Source organism: Aeromonas sp. Y293-4 (assembly GCF_027705905.1).
GTDB lineage: Bacteria > Pseudomonadota > Gammaproteobacteria > Enterobacterales > Aeromonadaceae > Aeromonas > Aeromonas veronii.
This window is the reverse complement of record NZ_JAPDCI010000009.1, coordinates 22,245-40,943: the sequence shown is the minus strand read 5'-3', so window position 1 is coordinate 40,943 and position 18,699 is coordinate 22,245. Positions and strand designations below refer to the sequence as shown.

At 61.1% G+C, this 18,699-nt stretch carries 13 protein-coding genes; 11 read left to right on the top strand and 2 right to left on the bottom strand.

The features are described from left to right. Nucleotides 1-14: 14 nt before the first annotated feature. Nucleotides 15-197, bottom strand: coding sequence for a hypothetical protein (locus OKC31_RS11740; protein ID WP_181222331.1), 183 nt, complete (start codon nucleotides 195-197; stop codon nucleotides 15-17). A gap of 181 nt (nucleotides 198-378) precedes the next feature. Between OKC31_RS11740 and ygfK the strand changes: the two genes are divergently transcribed. The 10 genes from ygfK (at nucleotide 379) to xdhC (ending at nucleotide 17,330) form a co-directional block, all read left to right on the top strand. Next, nucleotides 379-3,489, top strand: a complete 3,111-nt coding sequence (gene ygfK, locus OKC31_RS11735; RefSeq protein ID WP_247822740.1) for a putative selenate reductase subunit YgfK — start codon at nucleotides 379-381, stop codon at nucleotides 3,487-3,489. A 30-nt stretch (nucleotides 3,490-3,519) separates the two neighbouring features. Continuing rightward, on the top strand, nucleotides 3,520-4,848 hold the full coding sequence (ssnA, locus tag OKC31_RS11730; RefSeq protein WP_247822741.1) for a putative aminohydrolase SsnA: 1,329 nt from the start codon (nucleotides 3,520-3,522) through the stop codon (nucleotides 4,846-4,848). 80 nt (nucleotides 4,849-4,928) lie between these two features. Continuing rightward, entirely contained in the window at nucleotides 4,929-5,705 is a 777-nt protein-coding gene (ygfM, locus tag OKC31_RS11725; protein WP_247822742.1) for a molybdopterin-dependent oxidoreductase FAD-binding subunit, read from the top strand. Continuing rightward, nucleotides 5,702-8,599 carry a molybdopterin-dependent oxidoreductase Mo/Fe-S-binding subunit gene (locus OKC31_RS11720; protein WP_247822743.1) on the top strand — a complete coding sequence of 966 codons (2,898 nt, stop codon included), beginning with the start codon at nucleotides 5,702-5,704 and terminating at the stop codon, nucleotides 8,597-8,599. Before ygfM ends, OKC31_RS11720 begins: the two co-directional genes overlap by 4 nt. Nucleotides 8,600-8,694: 95 nt before the next feature. After that, nucleotides 8,695-10,218, top strand: coding sequence for a nucleobase:cation symporter-2 family protein (locus OKC31_RS11715; RefSeq protein ID WP_247822744.1), 1,524 nt, complete (start codon nucleotides 8,695-8,697; stop codon nucleotides 10,216-10,218). 52 nt (nucleotides 10,219-10,270) lie between these two features. Then, nucleotides 10,271-11,587, top strand: coding sequence for a guanine deaminase (gene guaD / locus OKC31_RS11710; RefSeq protein WP_247822745.1), 1,317 nt, complete (start codon nucleotides 10,271-10,273; stop codon nucleotides 11,585-11,587). Nucleotides 11,588-11,983: 396 nt separating this feature from the next. Beyond that, nucleotides 11,984-13,285 carry an NCS2 family permease gene (locus tag OKC31_RS11705; protein ID WP_180343373.1) on the top strand — a complete coding sequence of 434 codons (1,302 nt, stop codon included), beginning with the start codon at nucleotides 11,984-11,986 and terminating at the stop codon, nucleotides 13,283-13,285. A gap of 373 nt (nucleotides 13,286-13,658) precedes the next feature. Then, entirely contained in the window at nucleotides 13,659-15,977 is a 2,319-nt protein-coding gene (gene xdhA / locus OKC31_RS11700; RefSeq protein WP_270656998.1) for a xanthine dehydrogenase molybdenum-binding subunit XdhA, read from the top strand. Further along, nucleotides 15,970-16,848 carry a xanthine dehydrogenase FAD-binding subunit XdhB gene (gene xdhB / locus OKC31_RS11695; protein WP_247822747.1) on the top strand — a complete coding sequence of 293 codons (879 nt, stop codon included), beginning with the start codon at nucleotides 15,970-15,972 and terminating at the stop codon, nucleotides 16,846-16,848. The genes xdhA and xdhB overlap by 8 nt, the downstream gene beginning before the upstream one ends. Further along, nucleotides 16,845-17,330, top strand: coding sequence for a xanthine dehydrogenase iron sulfur-binding subunit XdhC (xdhC, locus tag OKC31_RS11690; RefSeq protein ID WP_021230037.1), 486 nt, complete (start codon nucleotides 16,845-16,847; stop codon nucleotides 17,328-17,330). The genes xdhB and xdhC overlap by 4 nt, the downstream gene beginning before the upstream one ends. Before the next feature lie 117 nt (nucleotides 17,331-17,447). Here the strand turns inward: xdhC and OKC31_RS11685 are convergent, their stop codons facing one another. Beyond that, nucleotides 17,448-17,987: a glycine zipper 2TM domain-containing protein gene (locus OKC31_RS11685; protein WP_247822748.1), complete on the bottom strand. Its 540-nt coding sequence runs from the start codon at nucleotides 17,985-17,987 to the stop codon at nucleotides 17,448-17,450. Between the two features lie 502 nt (nucleotides 17,988-18,489). On the opposite strand from OKC31_RS11685, the gene OKC31_RS11680 reads away from it, so the two are divergent. Next, on the top strand, nucleotides 18,490-18,678 hold the full coding sequence (locus tag OKC31_RS11680) for a hypothetical protein (RefSeq protein ID WP_005345660.1): 189 nt from the start codon (nucleotides 18,490-18,492) through the stop codon (nucleotides 18,676-18,678). Nucleotides 18,679-18,699: the final 21 nt, after the last annotated feature.

Here is an 18,699-nt window from a genome sequence, read left to right as displayed (position 1 = left end):
GCGACGACCGCCTTTTATATAGCAGTGACTTTTAAGCCAGCCCCGGCCATATTGGCTGGGGCTGGCTTGCGATAATGCTGGATGATTTTCACCCTATCAAAGTGATATTTATCGCTGCCGATTTGATACTTCTCTTTTTTCTCTGGCATTGCCTTGAATAAAATTTCAAGTGAGTGAGAACCACTCTCATCAATCATAATGGCGGCATGTCAAACCGCCTTCATTAATTCGAGCCATCTCACGCTTTTACCCTAAAAAATAGTTTTGCCGATGGAGTGGCCTGATAGTTGCTCATCTCCTTGCCAAGGGGTAATGCCCGTGCGGGATACCCCATTTATTCATGCTGCCAATGCGCAGAACAGCTGCAAGGAGATAGCCATGGGCGATATTATGCGACCCGTTCCCTTCAAGAACCTGCTGACCCGTATTTTTGCGGAATATAAAGAGAGTCAGACTATTTTCGGTATTCCCGCCGCGCAATTCTATCGCAAACAGGACGAGCGCAAGATCAAGGTGTTCGGTGAAACCTGCGAGACCCCCATTGGCCCGGCAGCCGGCCCCCATACCCAGTTGGCCCAGAACATCGTTACCTCCTGGCTGACCGGCGGGCGCTTTATCGAGCTCAAGACGGTGCAGATCCTGGACCGTCTCGAACTGGAAAAGCCCTGCATCGATGCCGAAGACGAGTGCTTCAACACCGAGTGGTCTACCGAGTTCACCCTGCCCAAGGCATTTGACGAGTATCTGAAAGCCTGGTTTGCCCTCTACCTGCTGGAAGAGGTGTTCGATCCGCGGCTCGACGGAGAGGCCAAGTCCTTCATCTTCAACATGAGCGTGGGGTACAACCTCGATGGCATCAAACAGCCACCGATGCAGCAGTTTATCCACAGCCTGATGGATGCAAGCCAAAGTCCGAAGTTTGCCGAGTACCAGCAGGTGCTGCGCGAGCTGGTGGCCGACGAGCAGTTTATCGCCGAGCTGGGGCTGGGGGCGCGCCGCGATCGTCTGCAACAGCTGGTGGATCGCATCCCGGCCGAGCTGGTGCACGGTGTCACCCTCTCCACCATGCACGGCTGCCCGCCGAACGAGATTGAGGCCATCTGCCGCTACATGCTGGAAGAGAAGGGGCTCAACACCTTCGTCAAACTGAACCCGACCCTGCTGGGCTACCCGCGGGTGCGCGAGATCCTCGATACCTGCGGCTTTGATTACATTGGTCTGAGCGAAGAGTCGTTCGATCACGACCTCAAGCTGGATCAGGCCAAGGCGATGCTGACCCGCTTGATGGCGCTGGGGGCCGAGAAGGGGCTCACCTTCGGGGTCAAGCTCACCAACACTCTCGGCACCATCAACCGCAAAGGGGCGCTGCCGGGTGATGAGATGTATATGTCCGGCCGTGCGCTGTTCCCGCTCTCCATCAACGTGGCGGCCGTGTTGTCTCGCGCCTTCGATGGCAAGCTGCCCATCTCCTACTCCGGCGGCGCCAGCAAGTTCAACATCGCCGAGATCTTCGAGACCGGTATCCGCCCCATCACCATGGCCACCGACCTGCTCAAACCGGGTGGCTACCTGCGCCAGATCGAGTGCCTCAAAGAGATAGATGCGTCGGGCAGCTGGGGCATGAGTCAGGTGGATGTGGCCAAGCTGGAAGCGCTGGCCGCCAAGGCGCTCACCATGGATTACACCCAGAAGGAGTGGAAGTCCGATGATCGGATCGAAGTGGGGGGCGGTCTGCCGCTGACTGACTGCTACGTGGCGCCGTGCGTCACTGCCTGCGCCGTGCATCAGGATATCCCCGAGTACATTCGTCTGATGGGCGAGGGAGAGTATGTCGCTGCCCTTGAGCTGATTTATCAGCGCAACGCCTTGCCCGCCATCACCGGCCATATCTGCGATCACCAGTGCCAGTACAACTGCACCCGTCTCGATTACGACAGCGCGCTCAATATCCGCGAGCTGAAAAAAGTGGCGCTGGAGCGCGGCTGGGAAGGGTACAAGGCGCGCTGGCACAAGCCGGCAGGCAGTGGTGACAAGCACCCGGTTGCAGTCATTGGCGCCGGCCCGGCCGGTCTCTCCGCCGGTTACTTCCTGGCCCGTGCCGGTCACCCGGTCACCGTGTTCGAGCGCGAAGCGGATGCCGGTGGCGTGGTCAGGCACATCATCCCCGAGTTCCGCATTCCGGCTGAGCTTATCCAGCATGACATCGACTTTGTCGCCGCCCACGGGGTCAAGTTCGAGTTTGGCTGCGATCCGGCGCTCACCGTCGACAAGCTGCACGCCCAGGGCTTTAGCTATGTCTTCGTCGGCATCGGTGCCGACAAGAACGGTGGCATGCGCCTTGAGGGGGGGCACGAGCGGATTTACAAATCCTTCCACTTCCTGCGCAGCTTCAATCAGGGCAAACCGCTGCCGCTGGGCCGTCATGTGGCGGTGATCGGTGCCGGCAACACCGCCATGGACTGCGCCCGCGCGGCTCTTAAAGTGCCGGGTGTCAGCGATGTCACCGTGATCTACCGTCGCAGCGAAAAAGAGATGCCCGCCTATCGCGAGGAGTATCTGGAAGCGGTGGAGGATGGGGTGCGTTTCTGCTTCCTCACCAATCCGGAGCGCTTTGAGAAAGATGGCAAGCTCACCGTGCGGATGATGGCGCTGGGGGAACCTGACGAGCAGGGTCGCCGCCGTCCGGTGCCCACCGAGCAGACCGAAGTGATGCAGATGGATGCGCTGATCACCGCCATCGGTGAGCAGCCTGACTGCGAAGTATTGAAAGCGATGGGCATTCCTCTTGGCAGCGATGGCTGGCCCGAGGTGGATGGCCAGACCGGCGAAACCAGCCGTCGCAACGTCTTCCTCATCGGTGACGTGCAGAGCGGCCCGTCCTCCATCGTAGGTGCCATCGGTGGTGCCCGCCGCGCCGCGGATCTGGTGCTCTCTCGCGAGCATATCGCCAGCCAGCAGAGTGAAGTGACCATCCAGCCGTCGGGCAAGGATGAGATCTATCGCCGCAAGGGAAGCATTGCTGTCACCCTGGTCGACAAGAGCGAGCGGGATGCCTTCGTGGCGCAAGAGGCTCACCGTTGCCTCGAGTGCAACTACCTCTGCAGCAAGTGCGTGGATGTCTGCCCCAACCGGGCCAACGTCGCCATCGCAGTGCCGGGCTTCAAGGATCAGTTCCAGACCCTGCACCTGGATGCCTACTGCAACGAATGTGGCAACTGCGCCCAGTTCTGCCCGTGGCAGGGCAAGCCCTATCAGGACAAGGTCACCATCTTCAGCCTGCCCGAGGACTTCGACAACAGCCGCAACCCCGGTTTCTATCTGGCTGACGGTGGCGAACTGCGGGTGCGTCAGGGTGGCGAGACCTATCGCCTGACCATAGACGCCCAGAGCCGGATCAAGGATGCGCCAGCGGCCCTTGGCGATATGTGCCGCATCATCAGCCATGTCCACGCTCATCACCACTACCTGCTGGGGGCCGTTGAGGCCTGAGCGAACAACGAATAAGCGAAGGAGCAAACCATGTTTATTCTGAAGAACGTCACCGCTGTCCAGCTGGAGCCGACCCGGGTGCTGGAAGGGGTGGATATCGCCATCGAAGGATCGCTTATCAAAGCGGTAGGGCCCAATCTGCGGGCCCTCTACCCGGAGGCCAACTATCGGGAGATGGGCGGCAAGCTGGTGATGCCGGGCATCGTCTGTGCCCACAACCACTTCTACTCCGGCCTGTCGCGGGGGATTATGGCCAATATCGCCCCTTGCCCGGACTTTATCTCCACCCTGAAAAACCTCTGGTGGCGGCTCGATCGGGCGCTCGATGAGGAGTCCCTCTACTACAGCGGCCTCATCTGCTCGCTGGAGGCGATCAAGAGCGGCTGCAGCGCGGTGATCGACCACCACGCCTCGCCCAACTTCATCAAGGGCTCGTTGAATGTATTGCGCAAAGGGTTTGTGGAGGCGGGTCTGCGCGGCATGACCTGCTTCGAGACCACGGATCGCAACGGCGGTCTCGCCGAGCTGCAGGCCGGGGTGGAGGAGAACATCCTGTTCGCCCAACAGATCGATGCGGCCAAGGCCAAGGGGAACGAACCCTATCTGGTGGAGGCCCATATCGGCGCCCACGCCCCCTTCACCGTGCCCGACGAGGGGCTAGCCATGTTGCGCGAAGCGGTGCAGGTCACCGGTCGCGGTCTGCATATCCATGTGGCGGAAGACCGCTACGACATGGCCCACGGTCACCACCACTATGGCAAGGAACCCATCGCCCGGCTGGACGAGTTTGGTCTTATCGACAGCAAGTCGCTTGTCGCCCACGGCATCTACCTGAGCCCGGCTGACATCGAGCTACTCAACAGCCGCGATGCCTTCCTGGTGCATAACGCCCGCTCCAACATGAACAACCATGTGGGCTACAACAGGCACCTGCCGGAGTATCGCAATCTGGCGCTCGGTACCGATGGCATCGGCTCCGACATGCTCGAAGAGCTCAAGTTCGCCTACTTCAAACACAAGGATGCCGGCGGCGCCCTGTGGCCCGACAGCTTTGCCCGGTTCCTCTGGAACGGCAACACCCTGCTGGAGCGCAACTTCGGCGCCAAATTTGGCCGCCTGGAGCCAGGCTACAAGGCCGACCTCACCATCTGCGACTACGACGCGCCGACCCCGCTGGCGCCGCGCAACCTCGGTGGCCATCTCGCCTTTGGTATGGGATCGAACAGCGTCAACAGCGTGATGGTGGAGGGGCGCATGGTCTATCAGGACCGCGAGTTCCCGTTCGATGTCGCGCCCATTTATGAGCAGGCCAGCAAGGTGGCGAGCCGCCTGTGGCAACGGATGGATCAGCTGGCCTAAGGCCACCTTCCACAGTTTTGGACCGGATTGCCCGCCCTGTGGATCTCCCCGGCGGCGGGCAGCAAGAGTAAGGACGACACATGATTGAGCAATTCTTCCGACCCGAGCAACTGGGTCAGGCTTTGGAACTCAAGGCCAGTTTCGGCAACGACGCCGTCTACATGGGAGGCGGCAGCAAGCTTAACGCCGCTCCGACTCGCACCGACAAGAAGGTCGCTATCTCGCTGGACAAGCTGGGACTGAACCAGATTGAGCAGCAGCACGGCCAGCTCCATATCGGCGCTACCGTCACCCTGCAGACCCTGAAAGATGATCCCCGTACTCCGGCAGCCCTGTGCGAGGCGCTGGGGTTTGTCTACTCCCGCCATCTGCGCAATCAGGCCACCATTGGCGGCGAACTTGCCTGCCAGCAGCAGGACTCTCCGCTGTTGCCGGTACTGCTGGTGCTCGAAGCCGTGGTGGTGCTGGAGAACAACCTGCTGCAACCCATCGACGCCTATCTGGCTGGTCAGCGCAATGCCCTGGTGCTGGGGATTGTGCTGCCGGAGCCTGAACTGCGCTGCGCCACTCGCCGCATCAGCCGCAACGCCGATGGCTTGGCGGTGATGACCGCCGCGGTAGCCCACGACAGCATTGGCGAGATGCGGGTGGCCGTCGCTGGCGTCACCCCGCAGCCGATGCGCCTGCGGGATCTGGAGCGCCGTGAACTGCACGATGCCGCGCTGGAGGCCGCCGTGAGCGAGCTGATTGCGCCCCGTGAGGATCTGGCGGGCAGCATAAGTTACAAGCGTTATATCACCGGTGTAGTGGTGGCGGATCTGCTGGTGGATTGCCAGCAGCAGGAGGTGCAAGCATGATGGAACTCAACTTTACCCTGAACGGTGCCCTGCGCACCGTCATCTGCAAGGCCGGTGACAATGCCCAGCGGGTGCTGTTCAATCAGTGCCGGATGCACTCGGTGCGCAACAGTGACGACGGCTTCGGTTTTGCCGGCTCCGACGCCATTCTCTTCAACGGCAAGGTGATCAACGCCTCTCTGCTGATCGCCGCCCAGCTGGAGGGGGCGCAGGTGCGCACCGCCGAGTCGCTGGGCAGCTGGAACCAGCTCAGTCTGGTACAGCAGGCGATGGTGGATGTGGGGGTGGTGCAGTCCGGCTACAACGATCCGGCCGCCGCGCTCATCGTCACCGACCTGCTTGATCGCCACCCCGAGCCTACCCGTGATCAAATCGACGATGCCCTCTCGGGCCTGTTTCACCGCGATGGCGGCTACCAGCAGTTCTATCAGGCCATCGAGCTTGCCTGTTCACGGATGAAGGATCCCGATTACCTGTGCCAGATCGCCCCGGAATTTCGCGACGATCTGCGCCATATCGGCAAGAGTTGCCCGAAAGTGGACGCAGCCAAGATGGTGCAGGCCAAGCCCTGCTACGTGGAGGACAGGGTTACCGAGGATGCGCTGATCATCAAGATGCTGCGCAGTCCCCATCCTCATGCGGTGATCACCAAACTCGACGTGAGCCGCGCCGAAGCCATGCCGGGGGTAGTGCACGTCATCACCCACCTCAACTGCCCGGATGTGTTTTACACCCCGGGTGGTCAGAGTGCTCCCGAGCCGTCACCGCTGGATCGCCGTATGTTCAGCCGCAAGGTGCGCCACGTAGGTGACAGGGTCGCCGCCGTGGTGGCCGAGAGCGAAGCCATCGCATTGGCCGCGCTCAAGCTCATCGAGGTCGAGTATCAAGTGCTGCCGGCGGTCATGACCATCGATGAGGCGATGGCTCCCAATGCACCGTTGGTGCACGACGAGCCCATCGTCTACATGGCTGGTGCGCCTGCGGATCTGGAGCAGCAGAACGCCTGCTCGGTGCGCCGCGGCGATGAGCACATGATCATCAACTTCCCCATCGGCTCCCGCCCCCACGAGAACCTGGCCGCCAGCGTCCATGGCCAGATCGGCGATGTGGCCAAAGGCTTTGCCGAGGCGGACGAGATTGTCGAGCGCACCTACGAATCGACCCAGGCCCAGCAGTGCCCGACCGAGCCACATATCTGCTTCACCTACATGGATGGGGATCGTCTGGTCATTCATGCATCCACCCAGGTGCCGTGGCACGTGCGCCGTCAGGTGGCGCGTATCGTCGGCCTCAAGCAACATCAGGTGCACGTGATCAAGGAGCGGGTAGGGGGCGGCTTTGGCTCCAAGCAGGACATCCTGCTGGAAGAGGTGTGCGCCTGGGCGACCAAGGTCACCGGCCGTCCCGTCACCTTCCGCTACACCCGTGAAGAGGAGTTCATCAGCAACACCTCCCGCCACGTGGCCAAGGTGAAGGTGAAAGTGGGGGCCAAAAAAGATGGCACCATCACCGCCATCGACATGGATTTTCGCGCCAACACCGGCCCTTACGGCAACCACTCATTGACGGTGCCAAGCAACGGCCCGGCGCTCTCCCTGCCGCTCTATCCGTGCGACAACGTGCGCTTTACGGTCAACACCTACTACAGCAACATTTGCCCGACCGGCGCCTATCAGGGTTATGGCGCGCCCAAGGGCAACTTCGCCCTGACCATGGCCATTGCCGAACTGGCCGAGAAACTGGGTATCGATCAGCTCGACATGGTGGAGCACAACCGGGTGCATGAAGGGGACATCCTCAAGGTGCTGGGGGCCATCGGCGAGGGCAAGATGCCTACCTCTGTGCCCCACGCCGCCAGCTGCGCCCTCGAGCCCATCCTCAAACAGGGTCGCGAACTGATTGCCTGGGATAGCCCCAAACCCGCTGACGGGGATTGGCGCATCGGCCGTGGCGTCGCCATCATCATGCAAAAATCGGGGATCCCGGATATCGATCAGGCCAACTGCATGGTCAAGCTGGAATCGGACGGCACCTTTATCGTCCACTCAGGTGGCGCCGATATCGGCACCGGCCTCGATACCGTGGTGGCCAAGCTGACCGCCGAGGTGCTCGGTTGCCCGCTCAGCGATGTGCATGTGATCTCTGGCGACACCGACCACGCCCTGTTCGACAAGGGGGCCTACGCCTCGTCCGGTACCTGCTTCTCCGGCAATGCGGCCAAGATGGCGGCCGAGAACCTCAAGGCGAAGATCCTGTTCCACGGCGCCGCCATGCTGGGCGAGCCGGTGGAGGATGTGGAGCTGGTTCACCCGGGTATAGTGCGCGGCAAGCAGGGGGAGGTGACCCTCGCCAAGCTGGCCCACAGGGCGGAGACAGGTACCGGCTTCGGCATTCTGGTGGGCACCGCCAGCTACATCACTTCGGAGCTCGCCTTCCCGTATGGGGCCAACTTCGCCGAGGTGGCGGTCAACGTCAGAACCGGCGAGATCCGCCTCGACAAGTTCTACGCCCTGCTCGACTGCGGCACCCCCATCAACCCGGAACTGGCCCTCGGCCAGATCTACGGGGCGACCATGCGGGCCATCGGCCACACCATGAGCGAGGAGATCTGCTACGACAGCAAGGGCATCCCGCTCACCCGGGATCTGAAGAGCTATGGCGCGCCCAAGATTGGCGACATTCCGCGCGACTTCCGGGCCTTCCTGGTGCCGAGTGACGACAAGGTTGGCCCCTACGGCGCCAAGTCCATCTCGGAGATCGGGGTGAATGGCGCGGCGCCGGCCATCGCCACCGCCATTCACGATGCCTGCGGTGTCTGGCTGCGCAAGTGGCACTTCACGCCGGAGCAGATCCTGCGTGAACTGGGCAAGCTGGAGCAAAAAGTGTCGGCATAACAAAAGAAAAGGTGAGGGGCGGGCGCCAGCTCGCCCCCAGCGCCTGACGGCGGAATGAGTACTCCGCCTACATTCTGTGTGATGGGACAAACACGATGTCTAAAACAACACGCAAGCACTCGGATCTCATTTACGAGCTGGAAGACAAACCCCCGTTTTATCAAACCCTGATGGGCGCAGTGACCCATCTGCTGGCCATTTTTGTTCCCATGGTGACCCCGGCGCTGATCGTCGGCGGCGCCCTGGGCCTATCCACCGAGATCACCGCCTATCTGGTCTCCATGGCGATGATCGCCTCCGGTATCGGCACCTGGTTGCAGGTGAACCGTTATGGTCCCATCGGTTCGGGGCTGCTCTCCATCCAGTCGGTCAACTTCTCCTTCGTGACCGTGATGGTCGCGCTCGGCGGCGCCATGAAGAAAGATGGCATCCACGAGGAGCTGATCGTCTCGACTCTGCTCGGGGTCTCCTTTGTCGGTGCCTTTCTGGTGATGGGCTCCTCCTTCGTGCTGCCCTATCTCAAGCGGGTGATCACCCCGACCGTGAGCGGTGTGGTGGTGCTGATGATTGGCCTGAGCCTTATCAAGGTGGGGATCATCGACTTTGGCGGCGGCTTCTCCGCCATGAGCAGCGGCACCTTTGGCAAATACGAGCACATCGGGCTGGGGCTTTTGGTGCTCTGCGTTATTGTCGCCTTCAACTGCAGCCGAAGCCCGCTGCTGCGGATGAGCGGGATTGCCATCGGTCTGATGGTGGGCTATGCGGTGGCCCTGATGCTTGGCATGGTGGATTTTTCCGCCCTTGAGAACCTGCCGCTTATTACGGTGCCGATCCCGTTCAAGTACGGTTTCTCCTTCGATTTTCACGCCTTTATGCTGGCGGGCACCATCTATCTGTTGAGCGTGCTGGAGGCGGTGGGGGACATCACCGCCACCGCCATGGTCTCCCACCGGGATATTCAGGGCCCCGAGTTTCAAAAACGGCTCTCCGGCGGCGTACTGGCGGACGGTCTGGTCTCGGTGATCGCCTCGGCCCTCGGTTCCCTGCCGCTCACCACCTTTGCCCAGAACAACGGGGTGATCCAGATGACCGGGGTGGCGTCACGCCATGTGGGCAAGTTTATTGCCGTCATTCTGGTGCTGCTGGGGCTTTTCCCCGTAGTAGGGCGCTTCTTTACCACCATACCGTCACCTGTGATGGGGGGCGCCATGGTCATCATGTTCTCGATGATCGCCATCGCCGGTGGTCGCATCATCATCAGCCACGGCTTCGATCGACGGGAGACCCTGATCGTCGCCACCTCGCTGGGTCTTGGGCTCGGGGTTTCCTATGACCCGAACGTCTTCAAGGTGCTGCCGGCGGGTATCTACATGCTGGTGGAGAACCCCATCTGCGCCGGCGGTATCACCGCCATCATCATGAATCTGGTGTTGCCGCAAAGCCGCAAACGCAAGGCGGCCGTCAGGGATGCCGAGGCGGTTGAAGTGATCCAGCTGAGCGACAAGCCGGATGTGATCTTTACCGCCCGCAGTGCGGGCCAGCCATCGGCCAGCAGGGGGGAGGGTTCACCAGAGCCAGTACCCGGGCAGGCGGTGGCGCCACAAGTGGAACGGATCTGACGGTTAAACCGGCAAAAAACGTCAACAGAACAAGAAAAACAGGGAAACGGTTATGAAAAACGACAACTCTGTCAAAGCGGTACGCGGCAGCTTCTTCGATATCACCCGGGTGGTGGATCAGCCCGAGGAGATTGAGTCCAACGCCCGTCTTATCGAGGATGGTCTGCTGATCATTCGCAACGGCTGCATCGATTGGTTCGGTGAGTGGGAGGAGGGGAAGGATCGCATTCCGACCGAAGTGCGGGTGCGGGATTATCGCGGCAAGATGATAGTGCCTGGCTTTGTCGATACCCACATTCACTACCCCCAGAGCGAGATGGTGGGGGCCTATGGCGAGCAGCTGCTGGAGTGGCTCAACCGCCACACCTTCCCAGCCGAGCAGCGCTACAACGATCTCGAATATGCCCGCGAGATGTCCACCTTCTTTATCAAGCAGCTGCTGCGCAACGGTACCACCACGGCGCTGGTGTTCGGCACAGTTCACCCCGAGTCGGTGGATGCGTTGTTCGAGGCGGCCAGTCGCATCAATATGCGGATGATCGCCGGCAAAGTAATGATGGATCGCAATGCGCCCGATTATCTGCTAGATACCGCCGAGAGCAGCTATGAACAGAGCAAACAACTCATTGAGCGCTGGCATGGTAACGGTCGACTGCTCTATGCCATCACACCACGATTTGCACCCACTTCGACACCCGAGCAGCTGGCGATGGCGCGGCGACTGCGCGAAGAGTTTCCCACCACCTATCTGCACACCCATCTGTGCGAGAACAAGGACGAGATCGCCTGGGTCAAATCTCTTTTCCCGGCGCACAAGGGCTATCTCGATGTCTATCACCAGCATGGGCTGACCGGCCACAACTGCGTCTTTGCCCACTGCGTCCATCTGGAAGAGCAGGAGTGGGATTGCTTGAAGGAGACCGGCTCAACCATCGCGTTTTGTCCCACCTCCAACCTCTATCTTGGCAGTGGCCTCTTCAAGTTGCACAAGGCGTGGCGCAAGCAGGTGAAGGTGGGGATGGGCACCGACATTGGCGCGGGCACCACCTTCAATATGCTGCAGACCCTCAACGAGGCCTACAAGGTGATGCAGTTGCAGGGCGAGCGGCTATCGGCCTATCAGGCCTTCTATCTGGCCACCCTGGGCGGCGCCCATTCGCTGGGGCTTGACGAGAAGATCGGCAGCTTTGCGGTGGGCAAGGAGGCGGACTTCGTGGTGCTCGACCCGGTCGCTACCCCGCTGCAGCAGCTGCGTTATGACAACTCCACCACCCTGCGGGACAAGCTCTTTGTGCTGTTGACCCTGGGGGATGACAGATCCATCTACCGCACCTATGTGGATGGCCAACTGGTGCATGAACGGGGGTAGAGGCTGGAGTGGGCTGCCGCGGCGCAGCCCCAACGAATACGGCGGCTGGCGTACCCCACGGGGCGCCAGTCTTGCCGCACGACAGGGGATCTCCCCGCATAGAACGTGAAATGGCCCGGTTTTTTTGACCAGCAAGGCAAACGTTTGAGTCAAGGCTGCCTGCCCTGGTCTGTCTGTCGCATCCTCTGCCACCATCGCCTGTTTCTCATCAGACTGGCGCTCGGCAGACCCGCAGATCCTGTCGCCATTTCGTCATGGAACATTCAGGCGCGTGTGAAGGAGTTGGGTATGACCCAAGCAAACAGCAGGACAAACAGCGTGGAACAGCTGGCCAATGATGACGCCAGCCAGAGCGCAGCAAAGCAACAGCCGCTCACGGCTCTTGATCGCTACTTTATGATCAGCGAGCGGGGCAGCAACGTCAGACAGGAGGTGCTGGCGGGCCTCACCACCTTCCTTGCCATGGTCTACTCGGTGATCGTGGTGCCGAGCATGCTCGGCAAGGCGGGCTTTCCTCCCGGCGCCGTGTTTGTCGCCACCTGTCTGGTGGCGGGGTTCGGTTCACTCTTGATGGGGCTTTGGGCCAAGCTGCCGATGGCCATCGGCTGCGCTATTTCCCTCACGGCGTTTACCGCCTTCAGTCTGGTGCTGGGGCAGCAGATCCCCATTCCGGTGGCGCTGGGGGCCGTCTTTCTGATGGGGGTACTCTTTACCGCCATCTCGGTGACCGGGGTGCGTAGCTGGATCCTCGACAACCTGCCGATGGGGATTGCCCACGGTACCGGTATCGGGATCGGTCTCTTCCTGCTGCTTATTGCCGCCAACGGGGTGGGGCTGGTGATCAAGAACCCGCTTGAGGGACTGCCGGTGGCGCTGGGGGCTTTTACCTCCATGCCGGTCATCATGTCCCTGATCGGCCTGGCGGTGATCTTCGGGCTGGAGAAGCTGAGAGTACCGGGGGGGATCCTGCTGGTGATCATCGCCATCTCTATCTTCGGCCTTATCTTCGATCCGGCGGTGAAGTATCAGGGACTGTTCGCCCTGCCGAGCCTCTCGGACGATCAGGGCAAGTCCCTCATCTTCAGTCTGGATATCATGGGGGCCCTCTCGCCGCTGGTGTTGCCCAGCGTGCTGGCGCTGGTGATGACGGCGGTATTCGATGCCACAGGCACCATCCGGGCGGTAGCGGGGCAGGCCAACCTGCTCGATAAGGATGGTCACATCATCAACAGCGGCAAGGCGCTCAGTGCCGACTCGGTCAGCAGCATCTTCTCCAGTCTGGTGGGGGCGGCGCCGGCTGCCGTCTATATCGAATCGGCCGCGGGCACGGCGGCGGGGGGCAAAACCGGCCTGACTGCTACCGTGGTTGGCGGCCTGTTCCTGCTGATGCTGTTCCTCTCGCCGCTCTCCTATCTGGTGCCGGCCTATGCCACCGCACCGGCCCTGATGTATGTGGGGCTCTTGATGCTGAGCAATGTCACCAAGCTCGATTTCGATGACTTTGTCGGGGCCATGTCCGGGCTAGTGTGTGCGGTCTTTATCGTGCTCACCTGCAATATTGTCACCGGCATCATGCTTGGCTTCAGCTCGCTGGTGATCGGCCGCATCTGTTCGAAGGAGTGGCACAAGCTCAACGTCGGCACCGTGGTCATCGCCCTGGCACTGGTGCTCTTTTATGCTGGGGGGTGGGCTATTTAGGGATAACCCGCCCGTTTGGGGTCGCTCTGGCGGCCCCATTTTTATGCCTGTTATTTTTAGCCCGCCCACGCAGGCATCACGCCTCGGCCGTCTCCGCAGTTGGGGGGCATCGCGATACCATTTTGATAAATCCTCCTACCAGATTGATAGGCTCCCACCCTTGATCTCCTCGCTCTGCCGCTTTTTTCACCGCTGATGTGTCCCGTTTGTTCAGGGGCCACGCTTGGCTTGTCGCTTCGGGCCAACAAAAGCGGGCTAGATGGGATCCCCTTCACACTTCTCCCCATTCTCCTGACGATGGCGGGAAACAGGCGCATATCTTGCTGTTTTTTATGCCGGTTCCAGATTTTTCCATTCGAAAAAGGACTTGCATATGTCCATAGGATTACCGCTCAAGCGGGTGGATGCCGAGGCCAAGGTGACCGGCAGCGCCCGCTATACCGATGACAACATCATGCTCGGGATGCGCCACGCCAAGTACGTGCGAAGCAATATTGCCCACGGCAAGGTGCTCGCCATCGATGCGACCGAGGCACTGGCCCTGCACGGGGTCGAAGCCGTGTTTACCCATGAGGATGTGCCCACCACCTGCTTTCGCACTGCCGGTCACGCCTGGTCCCTCGATGAGGCCAAACGGGATGTGAAAGACCGCCGTCTGCTCACCGACCATGTACGCCACTTCGGCGATGGGGTCGCTATCGTGGTGGCGCGCGATCCGCTGGTGGCCGAGAAGGCTGCCGCCCTGGTCAAGGTCACCTACGAGCCGCTGCCGGTGATGACGGATGCCCAAAGCTCGCTGGCCGACGATGCCTATCCCATCCATCCGAATGGCAACCTGCTGCGGCAAAGCCAGATCCGGGCGGGTGAGCCGGAACAGGCAATCGCAACAGCGGATCTGCAGTTCAAGGGGCACTATCAGACGCCGGTGGTACAGCATTGCCATCTGGAAACGGTGACCTGCTACGCCTACATGGATCAACCGGACCACATCATAGTGGTCAGCAGCACCCAGATCCCCCAGATAGTGCGCAGCCGGGTGGCCAAGTCCCTCGGCCTGCCCTGGTCGAGCGTGCGGGTGATCAAACCCTATATGGGCGGCGGCTTTGGCAACAAGCAGGATGTGCTGGAAGAGCCGATGGCGGCGTTTTTGAGCTACAAACTCGGCGGCGTGCCGGTCAAGGTGACCTTGAGCCGGGAGGAGTGCTTTTTTGCCTCCCGCACCCGCCACGGCTTTGCCATCGATGGCAAGATGGGCCTCAATCGCGACGGCACCCTCAAGGGCTATCAGCTCGACGTGCTCTCCAACACCGGCGGCTATGCCTCTCACGGCCATTCCATCGCCAGCGCCGGTGGCAACAAGATCAGCTACCTCTATCCGCGCAGCGCCTTTGGCTATGACGCCAAAACCTTCTACAGCAACCTGCCCACCGCCGGTGCCATGCGTGGTTACGGCGCGCCCCAGGTGATTTTTGCCCTCGAATGCATGCTGGATGATGCCTGCGCCGAACTGGGGCTGGATCCGCTCGATGTGCGGATCGCCAACGTGGCGCGCGAGGGGGATGTCAATCAGGTCAACCAGAAGACCATCTACAGCGCCGGGTTGCCGGACTGCCTGCTGCGTGGTCGCGAGATGTTCGAGTGGGATCGGCTAAAGGCCGAGTGTCTGGGGCAGGATCCTCACCTTAGGGTGCGACGCGGCATCGGGGTTGCATGCTTTAGCTACGGCTCCAACACCTATCCGGTGGGGGTTGAAATTGCGGGCGCCCGCATGCTGCTCAATCAGGATGGCACTGTCAATTTGCAGATCGGTGCTACCGAGATAGGGCAGGGATCGGATACCGTCTTTGCCCAGATGGCGGCCCAGACATTGGGCATTCCGTTTGAGCAGATCCGGGTCATCTCGACTCAGGATACCGACATTACCGCCTACGATCCGGGCTCGTTCGCCTCGCGTCAGAGCTATGTGGCGGCCCCCGCCATTCATCAGGCGGCGCTGCAACTGCGGGCCCGCATCCTCTCGCTGGCAGCCCAGCTCTGCCATCAGGATGTGGGATCGCTCACCCTGATCGACGGCTACGTGGTGCTGGCCGGTGCGCCGGACAAGGTGCTGATCAGCGTCGCCGAGGTGTCGGTCAACGCCTACTACCACCTCACCATCGGTGGCCAGATCACGTCGGAAGTCTCCCACAAGACCACCACCAACCCGCCCAGTTTTGGCTGCACCTTTGTCGATCTCAGCGTCGATATCGATCTCTGCAAGGTGACCATCAATCGCATCATCAACCTGCACGATGCCGGCAAGATCCTCAATCCACAGCTGGCGGAGGGGCAGGTGCATGGCGGCATGGGGATGGGGATCGGCTGGTCGCTGTTCGAGGAGATGATCATCGACGCCAAAACCGGCGTGGTGCGCAACCCCAACCTGCTCGATTACAAGTTCCCCACCATGCTGGATTTGCCCGAGCTGGAATGCGACTTCGTGCAGACCTACGAGCCCCAGTCGGTCTATGGCCACAAATCCCTGGGGGAACCGCCCATCATCTCGCCGGGCCCGGCCATCCGTAACGCCATTCGCATGGCGACCGGGGTGGCCATCAACGAGCTGCCCATCACCCCCAAGACCCTGTTTCGGGAGTTTGTCACGGCGGGTCTAATTGGCGAGGGAGCAGGGGAGGAGCAACACCATGTTTGATATTGCCCGTTACTACAAGGCCCGCAGTGTGGCCGAGGCGGTCACCCTGCGTCAGGCAGACCCTGAGGCGCGTCTCTTGGCCGGTGGCACCGATGTGATGATCCAGCTGCATCACCTCAACGCCGCCTATCGTCATATCGTCGATATTCACGACTTGCCCGAACTCAAAGGGGTGAGCGAGCTGGCTGACGGTTCTATCCGCATCGGCTCCGGCACCACCTTTACCGAGCTCATCGAGAACGAACTGGTGCAGCGCCGCCTGCCGATGCTGGCCGAGGCGGCCGCTACTATCGCCGGCCCGCAGATCCGCAACGTCGCCACCTATGGCGGCAACATCTGCAACGGCGCCACCAGTGCCGACTCGGCGGCGCCTACCGTCGCGCTGGAGGCCGAGCTTGAGATTGCTGGTCCTAACGGCACACGCCGCATCCCCATCGCCGGTTTTCATACCGGCCCAGGCAAGGTTGCGCTGCAACCGGCGGACATTCTGGTAGCGTTTCACTTTGCCCCGGACTCGCACCCCCATGTGGGCTCCCACTACTTCAAATACGCCATGCGCGATGCCATGGATATCGCCACCATCGGCTGCGCCGCCTACTGCCAGATTGAGGATGGTCACTTCAAGAGTCTGCGGCTGGCCTATGGGGTGGCGGCCCCGACCCCGGTGCGTACCCCGCACGCAGAAGCGGCAGCCGAAGGGCAACCGCTGACTCGCGCCACACTGGCCGCCATTGCCGAGGCGGTGGTGGCCGATGTGGCGCCACGATCCTCCTGGCGGGCGGAAAAGGAGTTTCGCCTGCACCTTATCAAAACCCTGGCGCAGCGGGTGGTCGCCTGCGCAGTCGAACGTGCCGGAGGGAAGATCCTATGATGCAACCGCAAAGCTGTCCCGCCGTGGAGATCCAGTGCGAGATCAACGGCAAGCCTTACTCCTATGCAGTGCCGCCCACCATGTCGCTGCTCCACTTCCTGCGCGGGCAGGGGCTCATCAGTGTGAAAGAGGGGTGCAGTGTCGGTGAGTGCGGCGCCTGTACCGTGCGGGTGAATGGCACTGCCATCGACAGCTGCCTCTATCTGGCGGTGTGGGCCGATGGCAAATCCATTCGTACCGTGGAGGGGGAGCGCAAAGGCAATGAGCTCTCCGACGTGCAGCAGGCCTTTATTGACGAGGGGGCGGTGCAGTGCGGTTTTTGTACCCCGGGCCTCGTGATGGCGAGCGCCGCCTTGCTCGACAAGACCGAGCGTCGTCCGCTGACCGATGCGGAGATCCGCCGCGGGCTGTCGGGCAACCTCTGCCGCTGTACCGGTTATCAGAACGTGGTACGGGCGGTGAAGAAGTGCTGCAAAGGGTGATAGTTCGGGTGCCGTGAGTGGTGCGTGCCGTTGTTTGAAAAAAGGAAATCAAGCCGCCCAAAAACACAGGCCCGCTTCGAAAGAGGCGGGCCTGCTGCTGAGTGGGGTCAGGAGACATCACACTTTTGACTGGTCGATCACCAATTTGCCATCTTTGACCGGAATGGTGGCGCCCGGGGCTTGCTTCATGCGGATCACCCCCTCCTGACCGGCCAGGCGATAGGTCACGTCATAACCTATGGTGTTGACGCTCGTATCCTGCACGGTCTTGCAGCGCTGCTCGGTGGTGGTGTAGGTATCGCCCGCCTGCATATTGCCCTGCACCTGATTACCGGCATAACCCCCCGCGACGGCCCCTGCAGCAGTGGCCACCTTCTTGCCGCTGCCGCCGCCAAACTGGTGGCCAACCACGCCACCCAGCGCTGCGCCCACCACTGTGCCGAGGATCTTGTGCTCATCCTGTACCGGCTTGCGGTGGGTCACGGTGACGTTGCGACACTCCTGTCGGGGAGTCTTGATGGTCTCGGTGATCGGCTTGCTGGCGATCACCTCGGCAAAGGTGGGTTGGGGTGTAAAGAGGGAGCTGCTGGCCGCCGCCGAGAGCGCCAGGGCCGAGGCGATGCCAATACCGATACCTGCCATCATGGATCTGTTCATCTTGTTGTTCTCCTGCATACCCATACGGGCTGTTCCAATTTGGCGCCATCTTGTCATAACCGGTTGGCCGGACAAGGCGAGGGGGGATGGGCCTGCGACAGGCGCTGGCAAGGTCAAAAAATAGCCACCATAGAAAAGTGTCTGGCTTTGGCGACAACGGACTAAAAGTGACCGGTTTCCGGCGCATGGTGGACTGTGTCAGTGTGATAAGGAGCAATTCGAGTCGCAATTTGCAAGGCGGGCGGTGAGCAGAATGCCAGAGTGGCAAAGTGCTGACGGGGACAGGTCAAGGGAGGCCTTGAGCAAAGGCTCTGTTCGTTGAGATGGCCACGCAAGTGGTTGATAAATGGCTCCAGCCCCATCGGATGTTGGCCGATAAGAGATCACGGCAAGCATTTTGCTTTGATTGGGTGAAGCAGAGGGTGAGCGGGTCGGCAGACAACTGCGTAAGACCTGAAATGAAGATGTTCACCCGAGATCACCGGATCAACGAGGGGGAGATATGTCAATGTTACCCAGCTGGATCACCCCGGCCATCCAGGCCAACATCATCACGGTGCAGCAGGCCGAACGTCTGCTCTCATCCCTCTACCGGCCCCTGGCCGAGCAGGGAGAGGAGCTTCCTGCCGATATCGCCGACATCAGCCTCAAGCTCTACTGCTTCCGCCAGCAGGGGCGGGTTCGCCACTAACGATGATTGAGGTAAAGCCTT

Coding starts and splice junctions, on each gene's coding strand:
- OKC31_RS11680 (WP_005345660.1), top strand. CDS start 18,490: ATGTCAATGTTACCCAGCTGGATCACCCCGGCCATCCAGGCCAACATC.
- ygfK (WP_247822740.1), top strand. CDS start 379: ATGGGCGATATTATGCGACCCGTTCCCTTCAAGAACCTGCTGACCCGT.
- OKC31_RS11740 (WP_181222331.1), bottom strand. CDS start 197: ATGATTGATGAGAGTGGTTCTCACTCACTTGAAATTTTATTCAAGGCA.
- OKC31_RS11705 (WP_180343373.1), top strand. CDS start 11,984: ATGATCAGCGAGCGGGGCAGCAACGTCAGACAGGAGGTGCTGGCGGGC.
- OKC31_RS11685 (WP_247822748.1), bottom strand. CDS start 17,987: ATGAACAGATCCATGATGGCAGGTATCGGTATTGGCATCGCCTCGGCC.
- ygfM (WP_247822742.1), top strand. CDS start 4,929: ATGATTGAGCAATTCTTCCGACCCGAGCAACTGGGTCAGGCTTTGGAA.
- OKC31_RS11715 (WP_247822744.1), top strand. CDS start 8,695: ATGTCTAAAACAACACGCAAGCACTCGGATCTCATTTACGAGCTGGAA.
- xdhA (WP_270656998.1), top strand. CDS start 13,659: ATGTCCATAGGATTACCGCTCAAGCGGGTGGATGCCGAGGCCAAGGTG.
- OKC31_RS11720 (WP_247822743.1), top strand. CDS start 5,702: ATGATGGAACTCAACTTTACCCTGAACGGTGCCCTGCGCACCGTCATC.
- xdhC (WP_021230037.1), top strand. CDS start 16,845: ATGATGCAACCGCAAAGCTGTCCCGCCGTGGAGATCCAGTGCGAGATC.
- guaD (WP_247822745.1), top strand. CDS start 10,271: ATGAAAAACGACAACTCTGTCAAAGCGGTACGCGGCAGCTTCTTCGAT.
- ssnA (WP_247822741.1), top strand. CDS start 3,520: ATGTTTATTCTGAAGAACGTCACCGCTGTCCAGCTGGAGCCGACCCGG.
- xdhB (WP_247822747.1), top strand. CDS start 15,970: ATGTTTGATATTGCCCGTTACTACAAGGCCCGCAGTGTGGCCGAGGCG.